We start from the raw sequence: 20,224 nt of genomic DNA, 5'->3' as shown, positions 1-20,224 counted from the left end.
GTGAACTCATGCGCATCGTCGTCCTCGGCGCCACCGGCCCGACCGGCCGCCGGCTGACCGACCAGGCCCTGGCCGCCGGCCACCGGGTCACGGCCGTGGCCCGCCGGCCCGAGAACCTGCCGCCCCGCGCCGGACTCACGGCGGTGGCCGCCGACGCCGGCGACCCGGAGGCCGTCGACGCGGCCGTCGCGGGCGCCGACGCCGTCCTGTCCGCGCTCGGCGCCCGGCCGGGCCGCCGCCCGGTCACCGTCTACTCGGCGGGCGCCCGGAACGTCATCACGGCCATGGAGCGGCACGGCGTACGCCGGCTGCTGGCGATCAGCTCCAGCGTCAACGACCCCGCCTGGCGCCCCAGCGGCGCGTTCCTCTTCAACCACGTGCTCGACCCGTACGTGAACCGGGTGATCGCCCGCACCGCGCACGAGGACATGCGCCGGATGGAGGCGCTGATCCGGGCGAGCGGCCTGGACTGGACGATCGTCCGCCCCTCCGGCCTGTTCGACACCCCGGCGGTGACCGACTACCGGCTCGCCGAGGACAGCGCGGACGGCGTCTACACGGCGCGGGCCGACCTCGCCGCGAGCATGCTGCGGGAGCTGACCGAGGACCGCTTCGTGCGCCGGGCGATGGGGGTCGTCACGACGGACGTCCGGCCCAGCCTGCCCCGGCTGATCTGGAACGAGGCCGTCAGGAAGAAGTAGCCGTCAGGAGGAAGCAACGGCCGGGGCGGCGCAGTGGGCCTCCGGGCCGGCAGGCCAGTGGGTCATTTCAGCCAGTCCGTGTCGGTGGCCAGCAGGCCGCCGTCGGCACCGTAGAGAGTGATCTTCGTGGAGGTGATCCCCGGTGCCTTGCGGGCCACCGAGAACCAGCGCGTCGGTGAGTCGCCGACCGGCACCAGGGCGGGCTCGGAGGTCGTGCCGTCCGTCCAGCTGACCACCACCCTGGCGACGTCGGGGTTGACGGACGCCAGCAGCACCGGGTTGTTCAGCTCCGCTCCCTTGAGGGCCAGCAGGGTGCCCGGGAGGCCCTGGTCCGCAGTGGTCGCGACCGGCGGCCTCCCGCCGGGCGCCGGGACGGTGTGCGCGGAGTCGTCGACCAGCCGCTTGCCGTCCAGCGTGGTGTAGAGCTCGACCAGGTCGAGTCCCGGCCGCCACCGTCCGCGCACCTCGGCGTCGGTCTCCCGGGGCAGCTGGGGGATGGCGGCGTGCCGCTCCTGCCAGATCAACCCGGCCTGCGCCACCGCCTGGTCCGCGGTCGCGGCGGCCGGCCAGAGCTCGGCGTACGACCGCCACTCCTTTCCGCCGTCCCTGCCCTGCGCCAGCACCACCCGGACGGGCGTCAGCGGGTCGCGCCCCGCCGGCGTGGCCGTGGCCGTGGCCGCCGTGGCGGCAGCCGGGGCCGAGACCGTGGCCGGCGCGGCGGCCGCCGTCACGTCGGCCGGTCCGCTGCCCGTCCCGTGGCCGAGGCCGGCCAGGGCGCCCCCGGCGCCGATCAGGACGGCGGTGGCCAGTGCCGTCGCCCCGGCCACCGCCAGGTTCCGCCGCCGGCGGCGCCGGCGGCCACCGGCGAGCACCGCCTCGTAGGGCACCGGGCCGGTCTCCAGCCCGTCGGCCAGCCCGGCCAGCGCGGCCACTCCGTCGGCGGCCGTCCGGTCCGCTTCCTCGTCCCAGCTCATACCGTGTCTCCGATTCTCGTCATTCCGGTCAGCGATGAGGCGGCCCGCAGTTTCGCGAGGCCCTTGGAGGCCTGGCTCTTCACGGTGCCCACCGAGCAGTTCATGGCGGCGGCGGCCTGGGTCTCGCTCAGGTCCTCCCAGTACCGCAGGACGACCGCCTGCCGCTGTCCGGGCGGCAGGGCGGCGAGGGCGCGCAGCAGCACGGTCCGCTCGTCGAGCCGGTCGTAGCCGTCCCCGCCCGGGTGCTCCGGGACGGCGGGCACCAGGAACTCCGGCAGCCGCCGGCGGTAGCGCCCGGCCTGCTCGTTGAGCAGGATCCGGCGGACGTACGCGTACGGGTCGTCGGTCCGCCGGACCCGCCCCCAGGCCGCGTACGTCTTCTCCAGCGTCGTCTGCACCAGGTCCTCGGCCGTGTGCCGGTCCCCCGCCAGCAGGAACGCCGTCCGCAGCAGCCGTGGCCACGCGGGGGTGACGAACCGCTGGAACTCGCCGTCCCGCTCGGTCTTCCGCTCTCCCATGAGCACCTCCTCCCCCCTTCAGAGTCCGTACGGGCGCCGGACCGTTGCCCCGGCGGCCGCCCCGGCCCGTGGCCGGCCCACGGCCCGACCGGGCGGGGGTTCGCAGGGAGCGGCCGGGGGCTGTGACACTGGAGGGGCTCGAAAACTGAGGTGCGCGCCGCCGTACCTCCTTGCGAACCTAGAGGGATGCCCGCAGTGAGTTCTCCCGTAGCCCAGTCCGCCGCCGGTGCTCCCAGCAAGGGGCTCGGCATCGGTGAGCTGGCCGCCCGCCTGCCCGAGCTGACCCTGCGCGACCAGCAGCGGATCGGCCGCCGGCTGGAGGGGGCCCGGCGGGTCCGCAAGCCCGAGGCCTGGCAGAAGGTCGCCGCCGAGATCGCCTCCGACATCGACCGGGCCGAGCTGCGGGTCGAACAGCGCCGGGCCGCGGTGCCGGAGATCACGTATCCGGCGGAGCTTCCGGTCAGCCAGAAGAAGGACGACATCCTGGCCGCGATCCGCGATCACCAGGTGGTGATCGTGGCCGGTGAGACGGGTTCGGGGAAGACCACCCAGATCCCGAAGATCTGCCTGGAGCTGGGCCGCGGGGTGAAGGGCCTGATCGCCCACACCCAGCCGCGCCGGATCGCCGCCCGGACGGTGGCGGAGCGGGTGGCCGAGGAGCTGCGCACGCCGCTCGGCGAGGCGGTCGGCTGGAAGGTCCGGTTCACCGACCAGGTCGGCCCGGACACGCTGGTCAAGCTGATGACGGACGGCATCCTGCTGGCCGAGATCCAGACCGACCGCGAACTGCACCAGTACGACACCCTGATCATCGACGAGGCGCACGAGCGCAGCCTCAACATCGACTTCATCCTCGGCTACGTCAAGCAGCTGCTGCCCCGCCGCCCCGACCTCAAGGTGATCATCACCTCGGCGACGATCGACCCCGAGCGGTTCGCCAACCACTTCGGCGACGCCCCGATCATCGAGGTGTCCGGCCGTACGTACCCCGTCGAGGTCCGCTACCGCCCGATCGTGGACGAGGGCGACGAGGACGGGGAGGACGAGCGCGGCGACGTGGACCGCGACCGCGACCAGATCCAGGCGATCTGCGAGGCGGCCGAGGAGCTGCAGGCCGAGGGCCCCGGCGACATCCTGGTCTTCCTCTCCGGCGAGCGCGAGATCCGCGACACCGCGGACGCCCTCGACAAGATGAAACTGAAGTTCACCGAGGTGCTGCCGCTGTACGCCCGGCTGTCCTCCGCCGAGCAGCACAAGGTGTTCCAGCGCTCCGGCAGCCGCCGGATCGTGCTGGCGACGAACGTCGCGGAGACCTCGCTCACCGTTCCCGGCATCAAGTACGTGATCGACCCGGGCACCGCCCGGATCTCCCGCTACAGCCACCGCACCAAGGTCCAGCGGCTGCCGATCGAGGCGGTCAGCCAGGCCAGCGCCAACCAGCGCAAGGGCCGCTGCGGCCGTACGTCCGACGGCATCTGCATCCGGCTGTACTCGGAGGAGGACTTCCTCTCCCGCCCCGAGTTCACCGACGCGGAGATCCTGCGCACCAACCTGGCCTCGGTCATCCTGCAGATGACGGCGGCCGGCCTCGGCGACATCGCGGCCTTCCCCTTCCTCGACCCGCCGGACTCGCGCAACATCAAGGACGGCGTCAGCCTGCTGCACGAGCTGGGCGCCCTCGACCCCGCCGAGAAGGACCCGCGCAAGCGCCTCACCCCGCTCGGCCGGCAGCTCGCCCAGCTCCCGCTGGACCCGCGGATGGCCCGGATGGTGCTGGAGGCGGACAAGAACGGCTGTGTCCGCGACGTGATGGTGATCGCGGCCGCGCTGTCCATCCAGGACCCGCGCGAGCGCCCCAGCGAGAAGCGCCAGGCCGCCGACGACCGGCACCGCCGCTTCCAGTCCGAGACCTCCGACTTCCTCTCCTACCTGGCCATGTGGCGCTATGTCAGGGAACAGCAGAAGGAGCTGTCCTCCTCGGCGTTCCGCCGGATGTGCAAGGCGGAGTTCCTGAACTACCTGCGGATACGGGAGTGGCAGGACATCTACTCCCAGCTGCGGACGGTCGCCAAGCAGCTCGGCGTCACGGTCGAGGAGCCGCATCCGGACGCCGAGCCGGACGCCGACCGGATCCACCAGTCGCTGCTGGCCGGGCTGCTCTCGCACATCGGCCTGTACGACGTGGAGAAGCGCGAGTACGGCGGCGCCCGCGCCGCCCGCTTCGCGGTGTTCCCCGGCTCCGGGCTGTTCAAGAAGCCGCCGCGCTGGGTGATGTCGGCCGAGCTGGTGGAGACGTCCCGGCTGTGGGCCCGGATCAACGCGAAGATCGAACCGGAGTGGGTCGAGCCGCTGGCCGGCCACCTGGTCAAGCGCAGTTACAGCGAACCGCACTGGGAGAAGAAGGCCGGCGCCGTGCTGGCGTACGAGAAGGTGACCCTCTACGGGATGCCGATCGTCGCGCAGCGCAAGGTCAACTACGGCCGGATCGACGCGGAGCTGTGCCGGGAGCTGTTCATCCGCAACGCGCTGGTCGAGGGCGACTGGGAGACCCACCACGACTTCTTCGCGGCCAACCGGCGGATGCTCGGCGAGGTCGAGGAGCTGGAGAACCGGGCCCGGCGGCGCGACATCATGGTCGACGACCAGACGCTGTTCGACTTCTACGACGCCCGGCTGCCCGAGGACGTCGTCTCCACCCGGCACTTCGACTCCTGGTGGAAGAAGACCCGCCACGACCAGCCCGACCTGCTCAACTTCGAGAAGTCGATGCTGATCAACGACGCGGCCGGCGGCATCACCGAGGAGGACTACCCGGACTACTGGCAGCAGGGCAAGCTCCGCTTCAAGCTCACGTACCAGTTCGAGCCCGGCAGCGACGCGGACGGCGTGACCGTGCACATCCCGCTGCCGGTGCTCAACCAGGTGACGTCCGAGGGCTTCGACTGGCAGATCCCGGGCCTGCGCGAGGAGCTGGTGACCGCCTACATCCGGGCGCTGCCGAAGGCGGTGCGGCGCAACTTCGTCCCGGCTCCGGACTTCGCCCGGGCCGCGCTGAAGCAGGTGAGGGAGCGCCAGGCCGCCGGGACGTTCGGCTCCGCCGAGCCGCTGCTGCCGACCCTGGAGCACATCCTGAAGCGGCTGACGGCGATCACCGTCCCGGCCGAGGCCTGGGACGACGAGCGGGTGCCGGAGCACCTCAAGGTGACGTTCCGGGTGGTGGACGGCAAGCGGAAGCTGGCCGAGTCCAAGGACCTGGAGGAGCTGCGGCTGAAGCTGAAGCCCAAGCTGAAGGAGACGCTCTCCTCGGCCGCCTCCGGCCAGGGCATCGAGCAGAGCGGGCTGACGGCCTGGCCGGCCTCCCTCCCGGTGCTGCAGAAGACCTTCGAGCAGCGCTCGCGCGGCCATTCGCTGCGGGCCTACCCCGCGCTGGTGGACGAGGGCACCTCGGTGTCGGTGAAGCTGTTCGACACCGCGGAGGCCCAGCAGCAGGCCATGTGGGACGGCACCAGGCGGCTGCTGATGCTCACCGTCAACTCGCCCGCCAAGTCGATCCAGGGGCGGCTGGGCAACCAGGCCAAGCTGGCGCTGTCGCACAACCCGCACGGTTCGGTCCCGGCCCTGTTCGAGGACGTCGTCGCCTGCGCGACCGACCGGCTGATGACGGCGGCCGGCGGCCCGGCCTGGGACGAGGCGGCGTACGGCAAGCTCTTCGACAAGGTTCGGGCCGACCTCTACGAGGTCTCGGCGGACACCACGCTGAAGACGGCGTCGGCACTGATCGCCTTCCACAAGGCGTCCACCCGGCTGAAGACGGTCAGCAGCCCCGTCCTGCTGACGGCGGTGAACGACATCCGGCTGCACCTGGCCTCGCTGGTGCACGCGGGCAGCGCGGGCAGCCCGGGCTTCGTCACCGAGGCCGGCTGGCGCCGGCTGACCGACCTGAAGCGCTATCTGCTCGCGGTGGACCGGCGGCTGGAGGCCCTGCCGAACCACCCGCAGCGGGACGCCCAGCAGCTGCTGAAGGTCCAGCAGGTGCAGCAGGCGTACGGGGAGCTGCTGGCGGCGGTGCCGGCCGGGCGGCAGCCCTCGCCCGAGGTGCGGCAGATCCGGTGGATGATCGAGGAGCTGCGGGTGAGCTTCTTCGCCCAGTCGCTGGGGACTCCGACGCCGGTCTCGGAAAAGCGGATCATGAAGGCGATGGAGGCGGCGCAGGCGACGCTCTGAGCTGGGAGGGGCCCCCGGGAGCCGGTTCGACCTGGGGGCCCGCCATGCAGTACGATCTGTCTTGTTCGCACAGCGCAAGCGAAGCGGACGGAGTCAAAATCTGGTCCTGTGGAGCAGTTGGTTAGCTCGCCACCCTGTCAAGGTGGAGGTCGCGGGTTCAAGTCCCGTCAGGATCGCCGTAGTCGAGAGACCCGGAACCGCAAGGTTCCGGGTCTCTCGCGTTTTCCCTCGCTGACGCCCGCTCACCTCTGCCCGCTCAGTCCCGGAGCCCGACGCAGGTCTAGACCACGACTGTGGGTGATGTGACCGGCATCACTTCTCTCCTGCTGAGACCGGCTCCTCCACGCCCCTCCGGAACCGGCACTAATTTAATATATAAAATTGCACCGTCATTCCCGGGCATTCCCCCCCGTCCCGGAGATATCCGATCGCCACTCCGGAGAAAACATTCCGACCGCCCGACATGTTGATCCGGCACTCCACGGGAACGCCGAAGGGGCCGTTCCCTCAGACCCGGCGGAGTCTGGGGGAACGGCCCCTTCGATCAAAAGAGCTTGTGCGCCGATCAGGCCTCGGTGCGCTGGGCCGGAATACCGGCCAGCAGGGCACGCACCTCCGCCTCACGGTACCGGCGGTGTCCGCCGAGCGTGCGAATGGAAGTGAGCTTGCCGGCCTTGGCCCAGCGGGTGACCGTCTTAGGGTCCACGCGGAACATGGTGGCGACCTCTGCCGGCGTCAGCAGAGGTTCAGCATCAGGGGTACGGGCGGTCATGAGCGGCCTCCTCGGAGAACCGAACCAGGGCGGTTCTATCCTTCAAATTCTGCACCTTGGCCCGCGATGCCCGAAATGACATACACAGGCCGAGTCGGTTATAGGACGAACGGCTTGTCCTGGTGTCTACAACTACACCATCCGTCCAGCCCCAACGGCCAAACCGCCAAAATTGGCCCCTCAGGGGGCCAAGTGCAACGGATGACTATGGACCACCCCATAACGGGCAGTCACTTTATCGTGACAATCGGTAATGATGGGTTCAGATCCGCTGATTCCCACCAAAGCACTCAACTACTCCAGAACCACCCAAAAGTGGGCATGATCGTGTGGAGGTGGGCTGGTTGTCCCATTTTTACACATAGGGGTAAGTTCACGTCAACGGTGAGTAGTGTCACGTTCGACAGGTATTGACCCGAACCGGGACCTAGGTCTCGAACTTCGGGCCGAAGGACCCTTCCAGTCTGACAAGCCCCACAGACACCCGCCCCCACCAGCCCTGACGTCGGCTCAGCCGGTACCGCGACGGCCGCTGCCGGGCGTCGCCGGGCACCGTCAGTTGGCCTGCCGCCAGGCCAGCACCTGCCGCCACCGCAGCGTCACACCCTCGTACGCGCGCGCCGCCTCCTCGGTGTCCCCCGCCCGCAGCGCCGCCAGCCCCTCCTCCAGCTCCCCGGCCGACCGGTCGGCCGCCAGCCGCTCCGGCCCGAGCAGGTGCACCAGGCCCCCGTAGTCCAGCTCCACCAGCGAGCGCGGGTGGAACTCCTCCAGCCAGCGCCCCACCAGCTCCGCCCCCCGGGCCGGCTCGCCCGCTCCCGCCGAGAGCGCCCGGTAGGCCCGCGCCACCCGCCGCCGGGCCTGCGCCATCGGCGTCAGGTAGAACAGCGCGGCCGGCACCGGCGCGCCGCCGTCCTCGCCGCCGCCCGGCGCGGCCGGCACGAAGCAGCGGTCCTCCTCGCCGAACGGCAGGAACCAGCGGATGGGCACCTCCCACCGGCTGGTCAGGATCCACGGCCGCGCGTCCGGGTAGCGCGCCAGCCAGCGCTCCCGGTCCGCCTCCGCCGCCGCCCGGGTGGCGGGCGGCAGCGCGGTGTCCAGCAGCGCCACCGGCGCGCTCTCCAGCAGCTCGTCCAGGGCGTCCCAGCTGCGCAGCCTGGTGGCCCACGGGCAGACGTAGGTGACGCCGTCCACGAGCCGGACGAAGGCGCGCCCGCTCTCCCGCTCGGGCAGCGCGCGCGGCGTACGCCCCACCAGTTCGGCGAGCGCCGCCCGCTGCTCCTCCAGTGCCGCCCGCGCGACCGGCTGCTCCACCGCGCCCGCATCCGGGCCGCGCGCCGCCGCGTACGCCTGCCAGTGGGCCCGCTCGGCCTCCGGAAAGGCGGCCAGCGGCTCGTAGACCCGCAGGTGGGCGGCGTAGGGCGGGAGCACGGACGTACGCACGGCAGTCACGCATCGCATCGTCGCACGCACCACCCGCAGGCCGGGAGGGTGCGCGCGGGGATCGCCGCCGGAACCGTCCGCACCGCCGCGGCCCGGGCCCCGGCCGGAAGCGGCCAAGGGGGAGATCGCCGACACCCTGCCGGACTAGGCTTCGCCGTAGGCGCCCGCACCACAGCAGCGGGCCTCACCTACTGGAGTCACCACAGTGACCGACGTACACACCGCATCCGCGACGCACCCCGTACCCGGTGTGCTCAGCAGGATCTTCCGCACCGAGCAGGACGGCGCCCCCGGCGACGGCCACGAGCAGGTCGTGCTCTGCCACGACCGCGGCTCCGGGCTCAAGGCGATCATCGCCATCCACTCCACCGCGCTCGGCCCCGCCCTCGGCGGCACCCGCTTCTTCCCGTACGCCACCGAGGAGGAGGCGCTGGAGGACGCGCTGCGGCTGTCCCGCGGCATGAGCTACAAGAACGCGCTGGCCGGCCTCGACCTCGGCGGCGGCAAGGCCGTCATCATCGGCGACCCGGCCAAGGACAAGAGCGAGGCGATGCTCCGCGCGTACGGCCGCTTCGTGGAGTCCCTGCACGGGCGCTACGTGACCGCCTGCGACGTCGGCACCTACGTCCAGGACATGGACGTCGTCGCCCGCGAGACCCGCTTCGTGACCGGCCGCTCGCCCGAGCAGGGCGGCGCCGGGGACAGCTCCATCCTGACCGCCTTCGGCGTCTTCCAGGGCATGCGCGCCTCCGCCCAGGCCCGCTGGGGCCAGCCCACCCTGCGCGGCCGCCGGGTCGGCGTGGCGGGCGTCGGCAAGGTCGGCCACTACCTGGTCGGCCACCTGGTGGCGGACGGCGCCCACGTCGTCGTCACGGACGTCTCGGAGGCCGCCGTCAACCGCGTGCGCGCCGCCCACCCGGACGTGGAGGTGGTGGCGGACACCGCCGCCCTGCTGGCCGCCGCGCTGGACGTCTACGCCCCCTGCGCGCTGGGCGGGGCGCTCGACGACCACACGGCGGGCGCGCTCGGCGCGGCCGGCACCGCGGTCGTCTGCGGCGCGGCCAACAACCAGCTGGCCCACCCGGGCGTCGAGAAGGACCTCGCCGACCGCGGCATCCTGTACGCGCCCGACTACCTGGTGAACTCCGGCGGCGTGATCCAGGTCGCGGACGAGATCCAGGGCTTCAATTTCGACCGGGCGAAGAACAAGGCCACGAAGATCTTCGACACCACGCTGGAGATCTTCACCCGGGCCACCGCCGACGGCGTGCCGCCGGCCGTCGCCGCCGACCGCCTCGCCGAGAAGCGGATGCGGGAGATCAGCGCGCTGCGCACGATCCTGCTGCCGGGCGCCCGCACCAGCTGACCGACCGCGGGGGGCGGGCGCTCCGCCGGGGGCCGCGCCCCGGGGTCACCATCCGCCCCCCGCGCATCACGATGTGGAACCGGATTCTCACTTCTGCGTCCGCCCGGGTGATCGCCGCGCCCCCTTGGGGGGATAATCAAGGCTGGAACAACGGACCGGGGACACCTCGGGACAGCCTTCGAAAGCCCGGAAAACCACCCCTGACCTGGTAAGACCGGTTCTCGGGCGACGACGGTGCGCGCCACGTCACACTGACGACGTACCGTCCAGCGGCAGAAACAGGTACCGTTAATGCTCCAAGGGACGGTTCTCCCCATCAGGGCAGGCCGCTCCTCATCATGAACACGTGTCAGACTCGGGGCCGTGAGCCCCATCGTTGAGGGGGTCGACCCATGGGGCGCGGCCGGGCCAAGGCCAAGCAGACGAAGGTCGCCCGCGAGCTGAAGTACAACAGCGGCGGGTTCGACGCCAACCGTCTGTCCAGCGAGCTGGGCGTTTCGCCCTCCACTCCGATCGAGCCTGAGCCGATCGAAGAAGAGGACGACGACGATCCCTACGCGGCGTATGCGAATCTCTACGCCGACGAGGACGAGGACGAGGACACCGAGACGGAGAGCGGCCACACCCAGGCCCGCCGCCGCGCGTAGTCCGAGTCTGCCCTGACCGGCCCCGGCGCCCAGTGCGCCAGGGCCGGTTTTCGGCGTTCCCGCGTACCGCCCCGGCGTCGGCCGGACGGCCCGGGACACACGGGAGCCCCTCCGCCGACCCGGTGGAGGGGCTCCCGCCTCGTGCTCGGCCGCGTCAGCCGGCGGTGAAGCCCTCGTACGTGTTGTAGAGCGCCGCGCCGTCCGCGTGCTCCGCGGTGCGGTCGACGACGTCGCCCAGCAGCCAGGCCTCGACCCCGCGGTCCTCCAGGATCGCGAGGACGGTGTCCACCGACTCCGGCGGCACGACGGCGACCATGCCGACGCCCATGTTCAGGGTCTTCTCGATCTCCAGGGTGGCCACCTTGCCGACCTTGGCGACGGTCTGGAAGACCGGCAGCGGCGTCCAGGTGCCGCGGTCCAGGCGGGCGTGCAGGCCGGCCGGGATCACCCGGGCCAGGTTGGCCGCCAGACCGCCGCCGGTGACGTGCGAGAAGGCGTGGATCTCGGTGGAGCGGGTCAGCGCCAGGCAGTCCAGGGAGTAGATCCTGGTCGGCTCCAGCAGCTCCTCGCCGAGCGTGCGGCCGAACTCCTCGACCTTGCGGTCCAGGTTCCAGCCGGCCTCGTTCAGCAGGACGTGGCGCACCAGCGAGTAGCCGTTGGAGTGCAGGCCCGAGGCCGCCATCGCGATCACCACGTCGCCCGCGCGGACGCGCTCGGCGCCCAGCAGCGCGTCGGCCTCCACCACACCGGTACCGGCGCCCGCGACGTCGTAGTCGTCCGGCCCGAGCAGGCCCGGGTGCTCGGCGGTCTCGCCGCCGACGAGGGCGCAGCCGGCCAGCGCGCAGCCCTCCGCGATGCCCTTGACGATCTGGGCGACCCGCTCGGGGACGACCTTGCCGACGCAGATGTAGTCGGTCATGAAGAGCGGCTCGGCGCCGCACACCACGAGGTCGTCGACGACCATGCCGACCAGGTCGTGGCCGATCGTGTCGTGCTTGTCCATCGCCCGCGAGATGGCGACCTTGGTGCCGACACCGTCGGTGGCCGAGGCCAGCAGCGGGCGCTCGTAGCGCTTGAAGGCGGAGGCGTCGAAGAGCCCGGCGAAGCCGCCGAGGCCGCCGACCACCTCGGGGCGGTTGGCCTTCTTCACCCACTGCTTCATGAGTTCGACGGCGCGGTCGCCCGCCTCGATGTCGACACCTGCGGCGGCGTAGGTGGCGCCGCTCTCGTTGCTGGTCACTGCGTGCGGCCCTCTCGGGTCAGGGGGATGAACAGCCGCGGGGCCCGGCTGAAGGGGCCCCGCGGCGGAGATTACGGGCGGCGCAGCGCGTCGGCCGCGCCACCACCGCCGAGCAGCGACTGGACACCGTCCAGGTCTGCGCCGGAGTGCGGCTTGCCACGGACGGCGGGGGGCTGCTGGCTGCCCTTGATCTCGGCTTCCAGGAGCAGCTTGCCGAGCAGCGCCGGGTCGGGCAGCTCCATCGGGTAGACCCCGTCGAAGCAGGCCCGGCACAGGTTGTCCTTGGGCTGCGTGGTCGCCTCGATCATGCCTTCGAGCGAGATGTACGCCAGGGAGTCCGCGCCGAGCGTGCGGCCGATCTCCTCGACGGTCATCCCGTTGGCGATCAGCTCCGCGCGGGTGGCGAAGTCGATGCCGAAGAAGCAGGGCCACTTCACCGGCGGCGAGGAGATCCGGATGTGCACCTCGGCGGCGCCCGCCTCGCGCAGCATCCGCACCAGCGCGCGCTGGGTGTTGCCGCGCACGATCGAGTCGTCGACGACGACCAGGCGCTTGCCCGCGATGACTTCCTTGAGCGGGTTGAGCTTGAGCCGGATGCCGAGCTGGCGGATCGTCTGGCTGGGCTGGATGAAGGTACGGCCCACGTAGGCGTTCTTCACCAGGCCGGAGCCGTACGGGATGCCGCTGGCCTCGGCGTAGCCGATGGCGGCCGGGGTGCCGGACTCCGGGGTGGCTATCACCAGGTCGGCCTCGACGGGTGCCTCCTTGGCCAGCTTCCGGCCCATCTCCACGCGGGAGAGGTGCACGTTGCGGCCGGCGATGGAGGTGTCGGGACGGGCCAGGTAGACGTACTCGAAGACGCAGCCCTTGGGCTTGGCCTCGGCGAAACGGCTGCTGCGCATGCCGTTCTCGTCGATGGCGATCAGCTCGCCGGGCTCCACCTCACGGATGTAGGAGGCGCCGCAGATGTCGAGCGCCGCCGTCTCCGAGGCGACCACCCAGCCGCGCTCCAGCCGGCCGAGGACCAGCGGGCGGATGCCCTGCGGGTCACGGGCGGCGTACAGCGTGTGCTCGTCCATGAAGACCAGCGAGAAGGCGCCCTTGACCTTGGGCAGCACCAGCTGGGCGGTCTCCTCGATGGAGAGCTCGGGGTGTCCCGCGAGCAGGGCCGTCACCAGGTCGGTGTCGTTGGTCGCGGCGTTGCGGCCCGAACGGGAGATGTGCTCCTCACCGGGCAGTTGGGCGACCATCTCCGCCAGTTCGGCGGTGTTCACCAGGTTTCCGTTGTGCCCGAGGGCCAGCGAACCGTGAACGGTCGCGCGGAAGGTCGGCTGGGCGTTCTCCCAGACCGAGGAACCGGTGGTCGAGTAGCGGGCGTGTCCGACGGCGATATGCCCGTGCAAGGAGCCCAGGGAGGCCTCGTCGAAGACCTGGGAGACAAGTCCCATGTCCTTGAAGACGAGAATCTGGGAGCCGTTGCTCACTGCAATACCGGCGGATTCCTGACCGCGGTGCTGCAAGGCGTATAGGCCGAAGAACGAGAGCTTGGCGACCTCCTCGCCGGGAGCCCAGACACCGAAGACGCCGCATGCGTCCTGGGGGCCTTTCTCACCGGGAAGAAGATCGTGGTTGAGTCTTCCGTCACCACGTGGCACGTCTTCGAGTCTAGGGCAGTCGGCACGGGCTTCCCGAACGGGGGACGGCCGGATCTTCGGCCGAGCAATCGGCGACGCGCGTAGACAAAACCCCTTACCGACGGCGCAATTCGAAAACAACAGATTGTTGACCGGGCCCGCTGCCCTGCGGCGGAGGCCGGTTGGCCCCCTTCGGCCACTGACGGCCGGTCCGCCCCGCCGGGCGCCCGGATCCGGCAAACGTGACCCTGCTCACTGGGCCGCCGGGCGGGTCCCCGGATCAGCCGGCCGGGAGCAGCAGCCGCCAGGCGCCCGCGTGCACCGTCCAGGTCCTGGCCCGGACGGGGCCCACCGGGCGGCCGTCCGCCCGGTAGCCGAAGCCGCGGCCGGTCACCGTGACGCTGCCGGCCCGGGCCCGGACCAGCGTGCCCGGCGCGCGGACCACGATCTCCATGACCCCCTCGCCGGCCGGCAGGCTGACCTGGACCACCCGCACCGGCCGGTGGACGTCCGCGAGCAGCCGGCCGTCCGCCTCGACCCGCAGCCGGGCCTCGGGGTGCTCGCCGCCGTCGGAGGGCTTGGCGGTCGCCTGCTCGGCCGCAGCGAGTTTCGCCCATAGCGAACGCCAGCCGCCCATCCGGCTCAGCCCGTGCCGGCTCCCGGCACCGGAGATCCGGACCTCGCCGAGCACCACTCCGCCCCCGTCGTCCACCAGCAGGTCCAGCTCCTGGGCGAGGCCCGCCAGGATCGCCCGGGCCGCCGGAACGGGCTCCGCCGGCACCCCCAGGGCCCGGGCCGCCGTCAGCTCGGCGGGCCGCCCCACCGGGATCAGCCCGACCGGGTCGCTGCCCAATTCGCGCTGGCGGTGCAGGGCCTGCAGCACTCGCTGGAGGGCCAGGTCCGAACCGATCACGACCGGACGGCGACGCCCACGGTGCGAAAGAACCCGGTCGAGTTCGGACGGACTCTCCGGGTACGCCACCTTGACGTCCGCCCCTCCGCAGAGCACGTCCTTCGCGATCCGTACCGATTCTCCGTCGGTCTGCTTGGCCGCCGGGTCGAGCAGGACGAGCAGCGGCTCGCCGTTGCCCGGAGTGGCGGCATGGGATGCGGGCGTGGACAGGGACGACACGACCGGTCCTTCCTCAGGTAATCTCTCGGTGCAAGAGCCCCTTGCGCTATTGCGCCAGGGGCTTCGTCTATCTCGGGGCAGACTGCGGCCTACGCAGGATGCCCCAACCGGAAGGGGTGTACGCCTGTGCCGGCACTCGTGCTCGTTGGCGCTCAGTGGGGGGACGAGGGCAAGGGGAAGGCGACCGACCTCCTCGGTGGCTCCGTCGACTATGTCGTCCGCTACCAGGGTGGCAACAACGCCGGTCACACGGTGGTCATCGGCGACCAGAAGTATGCCCTGCACCTGCTCCCTTCCGGCATCCTCAGCCCGAATGTGGTGCCGGTCATCGGCAACGGCGTCGTCATCGACCCGGGCGTCCTGCTCTCCGAACTCGCCGGGCTGAACGACCGCGGCATCGACACCTCGAAGCTGCTGATCTCGGGCAACGCCCATCTGATCACGCCTTACCACCGCACCCTCGACAAGGTCACCGAGCGCTTCCTCGGCAAGCGCCGGATCGGCACCACCGGCCGCGGCATCGGCCCGACCTACGCGGACAAGATCAACCGCGTCGGCATCCGGGTCCAGGACCTCTTCGACGAGTCGATCCTGCAGCAGAAGGTCGAAGCGGCCCTGCACGACAAGAACCAGCTGCTGGTGAAGCTCTACAACCGCCGCGCCATCCCGGCCGACCTGGTCGTCCAGGAGTACCTCGGCTACGCCGACAAGCTGCGCCCCTACCTCGCCGACACCACGCTCGTCCTGGACGAGGCGCTGAAGGCGAACAAGGTCGTCCTGCTGGAGGGCGGCCAGGGCACCCTGCTGGACGTCGACCACGGCACGTACCCCTTCGTCACCTCGTCGAACCCGACCGCCGGCGGCGCCTGCACCGGCTCCGGCATCGGCCCGACCAAGATCGACCGGGTCATCGGCATCCTCAAGGCGTACACCACCCGCGTCGGCTCGGGCCCGTTCCCGACCGAGCTGCTGGACGCCGACGGCGACGCGCTGCGCCGGATCGGCGGCGAGCGCGGTGTCACCACCGGCCGTGACCGCCGCTGCGGCTGGTTCGACGCGGTGATCGCCCGCTACGCGACCCGCGTGAACGGCCTCACCGACTTCTTCCTCACCAAGCTGGACGTGCTGACCGGCTGGGAGGAGATCCCCGTCTGCGTCGCGTACGAGATCGACGGCAAGCGCGTCGAGGAGCTCCCGTACAACCAGTCGGACTTCCACCACGCGAAGCCGATCTACGAGAACCTCCCGGGCTGGACCGAGGACATCAGCAAGGCGCAGACCTTCGCCGACCTGCCGAAGAACGCCCAGGCCTACGTGCGGGCGCTGGAGGAGATGTCGGGCGCACCGATCTCCGCCATCGGCGTCGGCCCGGGCCGGACCGAGACGATCCAGATCAACTCGTTCATCTAGTCCGGCCCGCGCACGTACGGTGCGGCCCGACAGCTCGGCCAGGGGCCCCGCGGTTCTCCGCGGGGCCCTTCGCACACTCCCAGGCGATTGAACTAGTGCAACATGATCTTGCATCTAGTGCAGACTCGGACTACTTTGCCGGACATGACCGCGAAGCTGCCCACACCTGTCACCCTCACCGGCAACCACGTCCGCCTGGAGCCGCTCGGCCGCCACCACCTGGCCGACCTGTTCGCCGCCGGCGGCGCCGACGAGGAGGTCTGGCGCTGGGTCCCCAGCGGCACCCCGCGCACGCCGGAGGAACTCGCCGCGGTCATCGACAGCCGGCTCGCCGAGACCGAGGCCGGCCAGGCCGTCGTCTTCGCGGTGGTGGACCTGGGCAGCGGGCGGGCCATCGGCATGACGGGCTACCACGACCTCCGGGCCGAGGACGAACTCCTGGAGATCGGCGGCACCTGGTACGCCCGCTCCGCCTGGCGCACCGCCGTCAACACCGAGTCCAAGCTGCTGCTGCTGACCCACGCCTACGAGGAACTCGGCATGGGCCGGGTCTTCTGGAAGACCGACAGCCTCAACGACCGCTCCCGCAACGCCATCCTCCGGCTCGGCGCCTCCTTCGAGGGCATCCACCGGCGCGACCGGCACCGCGCGGACGGCACCTGGCGCGACAGCGCCTACTACGCGATGCTCGCGGACGAATGGCCCGCCGCCAAGGCCCGGCTGACGGAGCGCCTCGGCCGGTCCTGACCGGCAGCGGCCCCGGGGCGACGCTGCCGGGCGGTACGGCCGGGACGGACGGACGGTCAGGCGATCGCGGCCGCCACGATCGCGGCCACCGCCAGGTTGCAACTGGCCGTCACCCAGACCGCCGGGTGCGGCTCGGGGTCGACCAGGATCGCGCCCAGCTTCCCCGGCGTCAGCAGGTCCACCGCCCAGAAGGCGACCGCCATCAGCACCAGGCCGAGCAGGCCGAACAGGGCGGTCGAGGCCAGGCCCTTCCCGAACTCCTCGTAGGTGTAGAGGATCGCCGTGAAGACGATGCCGCCGATCCCGAGCAGCGCCGAGCTGAGCAGCACCGCCGCGTTCCGGTTCCGCTCCACCCAGATCTGGTGCCCCAGCCTGCCCGGCGTCAGCAGGTCGACCAGGCCGATGCCGAGGAGCAGCAGCACCACCCCGACACCACCGAAGGCCGCCGCCGCACCGAGACCGTGCACGATGTCGTTCATGGGCGCTCCCCCGGGTGTACTGCCGTCCGCGCGGACCGGTCGCCGCACGGGTCAAGGATCGGCAAAACATATCCCATGCCCACCGGTCACCGGCCGCCGGGCGCCCGCCCTGACCGCCCCTTCCGGAGCACGCGTACGATCGGGCGCCATGACGCAGCCACCCCTCGCCGGCCCAGCCGCGCCACCGACCGCCACCACCACCGCCACCACCGGGCCCGCGTCCGCGTCCGGCGGCCGGCGCCGCTCCGGCGCCGTGGCCCTCGGCATGGTCGGCACCCTGGCGCTCGCCCTCACCGGCTGTTCCACCGGCAGCGGCAACCCGCCGTCCCGCTGCGTCGACCCGGGCACCCTGAAGGTCCTGGACAACCACTCCTGCACCGACACCAAGGCCTCCGGCCGCTGGTACTACTGCGGCTCCGGCTCCCTGACCGCCGCCGGCGGGACCTTCGACAAGGCCGCCACGAAGCGGGGCGGCTTCGGCTGTCCGTCCGGCTCCAGCGGCTCGGGCGGGGGCTGACCCGCCGTGCGCCGTCACACCCTCGAACCGCGCCCCGGCTGGCTGGCCACCGTCGAGAGCCAGGGCCTGATCTACGCCGTCTGCTCCGACCCCTGCAACCAGGGCGGCCCGCACGCCTACTGGGACGAGAGCGCGTACTACGAGTTCTCCGCCCCCGAGGTCGAAGCGCTGGAGGAGGTCGTCGAGGAGCTGCACGAGATGTGCCTGGCCGCCGCCGGCCACGTCGTGCGCACCGGCCGCCTCGCCGACTACGGCATCACCGACCCGGCGCTGGCCGCCGCCGTCACCGAGTCCTGGCACCGGCGCGAGGAACAGCTCAGCGTGTACGGGCGGTTCGACCTCGCCTACGACGGCACCGGCCCGGCCAAGCTCTTCGAGTACAACGCCGACACCCCGACCTCACTGGTCGAGGCCGCCGGGCCCCAGTGGTTCTGGATGGAGGAGCGCTTCCCCGGCGCCGACCAGTGGAACTCGCTGCACGAGCGCCTGGTCGCCTCCTGGGCCCGTCAGAAGCACCTCCTCCCGCCCGGCCCGGTGCACTTCGCGCACTCGCGCGGCGACACCGAGGGCGAGGACTGGATGACCACCCTCTACCTCCAGGAGACCGCCGAACAGGCCGGGATCAGCACCGTCGGCATCGCCGTGGAGGACATCGGCTGGGACGGGCTGGCCGGCCGCTTCGTCGACCTGGAGCACCGGTTCATCCGGTCCGTCTTCAAGCTGTACCCGTGGGAGTGGCTGACCGAGGACGAGTTCGCCGGGCAGCTGCTCGGCTGCATCGACCACGGCGGCAGCACCGGCAGCACCCTGTGGATCGAGCCCGCGTGGAAGATGCTGCTCTCCAACAAGGCCCTGCTCGCCGTCCTCTGGGAGCTCTACCCGGGCCACCCCAACCTGCTGCCCGCCTACCTGGACGGGCCGCGCGAACTCGCCGCCCCGGACGGCCCCGGCTACGCGGCCAAGCCGCTGCTCGGCCGGGAGGGCGCCGGCATCCGGATCGTCGGACCGGACGGACGGGAGACCCGGCTCGACGCCTGGGCCGGCGACCCGGACCGCTACGGCCCCGAGGGGTACTGCTACCAGCAGTACCACCCGCTGCCCGACTTCGACGGCAACCGGCCGGTGCTCGGCGCCTGGGTGGTCGACGGCGAGTCGGCGGGCCTCGGCATCCGCGAGACCGACGACAGCCCGATCACCCACCAGGGCGCCCGCTTCCTGCCGCACCTCATCCGCTGAGCCGGGCCCGGCAGGTCCGGCAGGTCACGGCCGCCGGGCGGCCTCAGTCCTCCTCGTCCGTGAGGTGGTCGACGCAGGCGGTGACCGCCAGCAGCAGGCCGACGTCGGCGCCGGCCGCGATGTCCACCCCGTAGGTGTCGCGGATCCGGAACCACTTGCGGGAGATCCGCGCGATCTCGTCGCCGTCCTGGTTCTCGACCCGGTAGTCCTTGCCGATCAGGTCCCCGTGGATCTTCAGCTCGCCACCGTCGGCCAGCTCCACCAGGTACTTGTCACGGAACGGCGTGAACAGCTTCTCCCGGACGGTCGCGACCGTGTCCCCGTCCGCGTTCTCGATCTTCATCGCGTCGCGGACGGTGAACGCCTTCTCCTTGATCACGGCCACCACCTGGCCGGCCGCGTCCTTCAGCTCGAAGGTGTCCCGCAGCCGCAGCACCTTCCCGTCCACCAGGAACGCCTTGCGGCCGTCCTCGTCCTCGATCCAGTAGTCGTCACCGATCGTGAACAGCCGCTCCCTGACCAGATACCTCATGCCGTCTCCCGAGTACTCGCCGGTGTGCCCCGCGTCGGCACCCATTCGACCCGATCCCGGCCCCGGTGCCCAGCACCCGCGCGGGACGGGTTGAATGCCCGTATGCGACCCGTCTCCGCCGCCGCCATCCGCACCGCACGCCTCGACCTGCTGCCCCTGCGCGTCGAGGACGCCGAGGAGATGGCCGCCGTCCTGGCCGACCCCGCCCTGCACCACTTCACCGGAGGCGAGCCGGCCACCCCCGACGCCCTGCGCGCCCGCTACCGGCGGCAGACCGCGGGCTCCCCCGACCCGGACGTCTCGTGGTGCAACTGGATCGTCCGGCTGCGCGCCGACGGCCGGGCCGCCGGCTACCTCCAGGCGACCGCCGCCCCGGGCACCGCCGAGATCGCCTGGGTGATCGGCACCCCCTGGCAGGGCCGCGGCCTCGCCGCCGAGGCCGCCCGCGCCCTGACCGACTGGCTGACCGGCCAGGGCGTGCACACCGTCACCGCCCACATCCACCCCGACCACCACGCCTCCGCCGCCGTCGCCCGCGCCGCCGGCCTCACCCCCACCACCGAGCAGCAGGACGGCGAGACCCGCTGGCAGCTGTCCGGTGCGCCACAGGCGGGGAGTGCCCGGAATGCGGACAGTGGTGGTGCGGTTTGATGGG

General features: G+C 71.6%; 18 protein-coding genes and 1 tRNA gene. 10 read left to right on the top strand and 9 right to left on the bottom strand.

All coding sequences use genetic code 11. From position 1 onward, the window contains the following. Positions 1 to 8: 8 nt before the first annotated feature. A complete protein-coding gene (locus ACFUK0_RS05395; protein WP_380246717.1) occupies positions 9 to 701 on the top strand; it encodes an NAD(P)-dependent oxidoreductase in 693 nt (230 codons plus the stop codon). Between the two features lie 62 nt (positions 702 to 763). Here the strand turns inward: ACFUK0_RS05395 and ACFUK0_RS05390 are convergent, their stop codons facing one another. Then, positions 764 to 1,675 (bottom strand): hypothetical protein, encoded by a 912-nt coding sequence (locus ACFUK0_RS05390; protein ID WP_380246716.1) that lies wholly within the window; start codon positions 1,673 to 1,675, stop codon positions 764 to 766. Beyond that, positions 1,672 to 2,193: a SigE family RNA polymerase sigma factor gene (locus ACFUK0_RS05385; RefSeq protein ID WP_380246715.1), complete on the bottom strand. Its 522-nt coding sequence runs from the start codon at positions 2,191 to 2,193 to the stop codon at positions 1,672 to 1,674. Before ACFUK0_RS05385 ends, ACFUK0_RS05390 begins: the two co-directional genes overlap by 4 nt. A gap of 186 nt (positions 2,194 to 2,379) precedes the next feature. On the opposite strand from ACFUK0_RS05385, the gene hrpA reads away from it, so the two are divergent. Next, complete coding sequence (gene hrpA / locus ACFUK0_RS05380; protein ID WP_380246714.1) at positions 2,380 to 6,417, top strand: ATP-dependent RNA helicase HrpA; 4,038 nt, start codon at positions 2,380 to 2,382, stop codon at positions 6,415 to 6,417. Between the two features lie 102 nt (positions 6,418 to 6,519). Then, positions 6,520 to 6,593: transfer RNA gene (locus ACFUK0_RS05375), tRNA-Asp, on the top strand. A 389-nt stretch (positions 6,594 to 6,982) separates the two neighbouring features. Here the strand turns inward: ACFUK0_RS05375 and bldC are convergent. Next, positions 6,983 to 7,189, bottom strand: coding sequence for a developmental transcriptional regulator BldC (bldC, locus tag ACFUK0_RS05370; RefSeq protein ID WP_014137253.1), 207 nt, complete (start codon positions 7,187 to 7,189; stop codon positions 6,983 to 6,985). A gap of 555 nt (positions 7,190 to 7,744) precedes the next feature. Beyond that, entirely contained in the window at positions 7,745 to 8,647 is a 903-nt protein-coding gene (locus tag ACFUK0_RS05365; RefSeq protein WP_380246713.1) for a hypothetical protein, read from the bottom strand. A gap of 187 nt (positions 8,648 to 8,834) precedes the next feature. On the opposite strand from ACFUK0_RS05365, the gene ACFUK0_RS05360 reads away from it, so the two are divergent. Next, positions 8,835 to 9,995: a Glu/Leu/Phe/Val dehydrogenase dimerization domain-containing protein gene (locus ACFUK0_RS05360; RefSeq protein ID WP_380246712.1), complete on the top strand. Its 1,161-nt coding sequence runs from the start codon at positions 8,835 to 8,837 to the stop codon at positions 9,993 to 9,995. A gap of 392 nt (positions 9,996 to 10,387) precedes the next feature. Beyond that, positions 10,388 to 10,642 carry a DUF3073 domain-containing protein gene (locus tag ACFUK0_RS05355; protein ID WP_380246711.1) on the top strand — a complete coding sequence of 85 codons (255 nt, stop codon included), beginning with the start codon at positions 10,388 to 10,390 and terminating at the stop codon, positions 10,640 to 10,642. A gap of 154 nt (positions 10,643 to 10,796) precedes the next feature. On the opposite strand, the gene purM is transcribed toward ACFUK0_RS05355, so the two are convergent. The 3 genes from purM to ACFUK0_RS05340 all read right to left on the bottom strand — a co-directional run bounded on the left by purM (position 10,797) and on the right by ACFUK0_RS05340 (position 14,648). Next, on the bottom strand, positions 10,797 to 11,882 hold the full coding sequence (gene purM / locus ACFUK0_RS05350) for a phosphoribosylformylglycinamidine cyclo-ligase (protein WP_380246710.1): 1,086 nt from the start codon (positions 11,880 to 11,882) through the stop codon (positions 10,797 to 10,799). A 71-nt stretch (positions 11,883 to 11,953) separates the two neighbouring features. Next, entirely contained in the window at positions 11,954 to 13,537 is a 1,584-nt protein-coding gene (purF, locus tag ACFUK0_RS05345; protein WP_380246709.1) for an amidophosphoribosyltransferase, read from the bottom strand. 259 nt (positions 13,538 to 13,796) lie between these two features. Beyond that, a complete protein-coding gene (locus tag ACFUK0_RS05340) occupies positions 13,797 to 14,648 on the bottom strand; it encodes a diacylglycerol kinase (protein ID WP_380246708.1) in 852 nt (283 codons plus the stop codon). 126 nt (positions 14,649 to 14,774) lie between these two features. Here ACFUK0_RS05340 and ACFUK0_RS05335 point away from each other — a divergent pair, with 126 nt between their 5' ends. Both ACFUK0_RS05335 and ACFUK0_RS05330 read left to right on the top strand, forming a co-directional pair. Beyond that, positions 14,775 to 16,058, top strand: coding sequence for an adenylosuccinate synthase (locus ACFUK0_RS05335; RefSeq protein WP_380246707.1), 1,284 nt, complete (start codon positions 14,775 to 14,777; stop codon positions 16,056 to 16,058). Between the two features lie 144 nt (positions 16,059 to 16,202). Next, on the top strand, positions 16,203 to 16,805 hold the full coding sequence (locus ACFUK0_RS05330) for a GNAT family N-acetyltransferase (protein ID WP_380246706.1): 603 nt from the start codon (positions 16,203 to 16,205) through the stop codon (positions 16,803 to 16,805). A 56-nt stretch (positions 16,806 to 16,861) separates the two neighbouring features. Here the strand turns inward: ACFUK0_RS05330 and ACFUK0_RS05325 are convergent, their stop codons facing one another. Next, positions 16,862 to 17,284 carry a DUF350 domain-containing protein gene (locus ACFUK0_RS05325; RefSeq protein ID WP_380246705.1) on the bottom strand — a complete coding sequence of 141 codons (423 nt, stop codon included), beginning with the start codon at positions 17,282 to 17,284 and terminating at the stop codon, positions 16,862 to 16,864. Between the two features lie 148 nt (positions 17,285 to 17,432). Here ACFUK0_RS05325 and ACFUK0_RS05320 point away from each other — a divergent pair, with 148 nt between their 5' ends. Together ACFUK0_RS05320 and ACFUK0_RS05315 are read left to right on the top strand one after the other, a co-directional pair. Continuing rightward, entirely contained in the window at positions 17,433 to 17,801 is a 369-nt protein-coding gene (locus ACFUK0_RS05320; RefSeq protein WP_380246704.1) for a hypothetical protein, read from the top strand. 6 nt (positions 17,802 to 17,807) lie between these two features. Next, positions 17,808 to 19,037 carry a glutathionylspermidine synthase family protein gene (locus ACFUK0_RS05315; RefSeq protein WP_380246703.1) on the top strand — a complete coding sequence of 410 codons (1,230 nt, stop codon included), beginning with the start codon at positions 17,808 to 17,810 and terminating at the stop codon, positions 19,035 to 19,037. 43 nt (positions 19,038 to 19,080) lie between these two features. Here the strand turns inward: ACFUK0_RS05315 and ACFUK0_RS05310 are convergent, their stop codons facing one another. Beyond that, positions 19,081 to 19,569 (bottom strand): LURP-one-related/scramblase family protein, encoded by a 489-nt coding sequence (locus tag ACFUK0_RS05310; protein WP_380246791.1) that lies wholly within the window; start codon positions 19,567 to 19,569, stop codon positions 19,081 to 19,083. Between the two features lie 102 nt (positions 19,570 to 19,671). Here ACFUK0_RS05310 and ACFUK0_RS05305 point away from each other — a divergent pair, with 102 nt between their 5' ends. Then, entirely contained in the window at positions 19,672 to 20,220 is a 549-nt protein-coding gene (locus ACFUK0_RS05305; RefSeq protein ID WP_380246702.1) for a GNAT family N-acetyltransferase, read from the top strand. Positions 20,221 to 20,224 lie beyond the last annotated feature (4 nt).

The sequence above is a fragment of the Kitasatospora sp. NPDC057223 genome (genome assembly GCF_042669755.1).
Taxonomy (GTDB): domain Bacteria; phylum Actinomycetota; class Actinomycetes; order Streptomycetales; family Streptomycetaceae; genus Kitasatospora.
The sequence above is the reverse complement of the archived record's forward strand: the minus strand, read 5'-3'. Positions and strand labels throughout refer to the sequence as shown.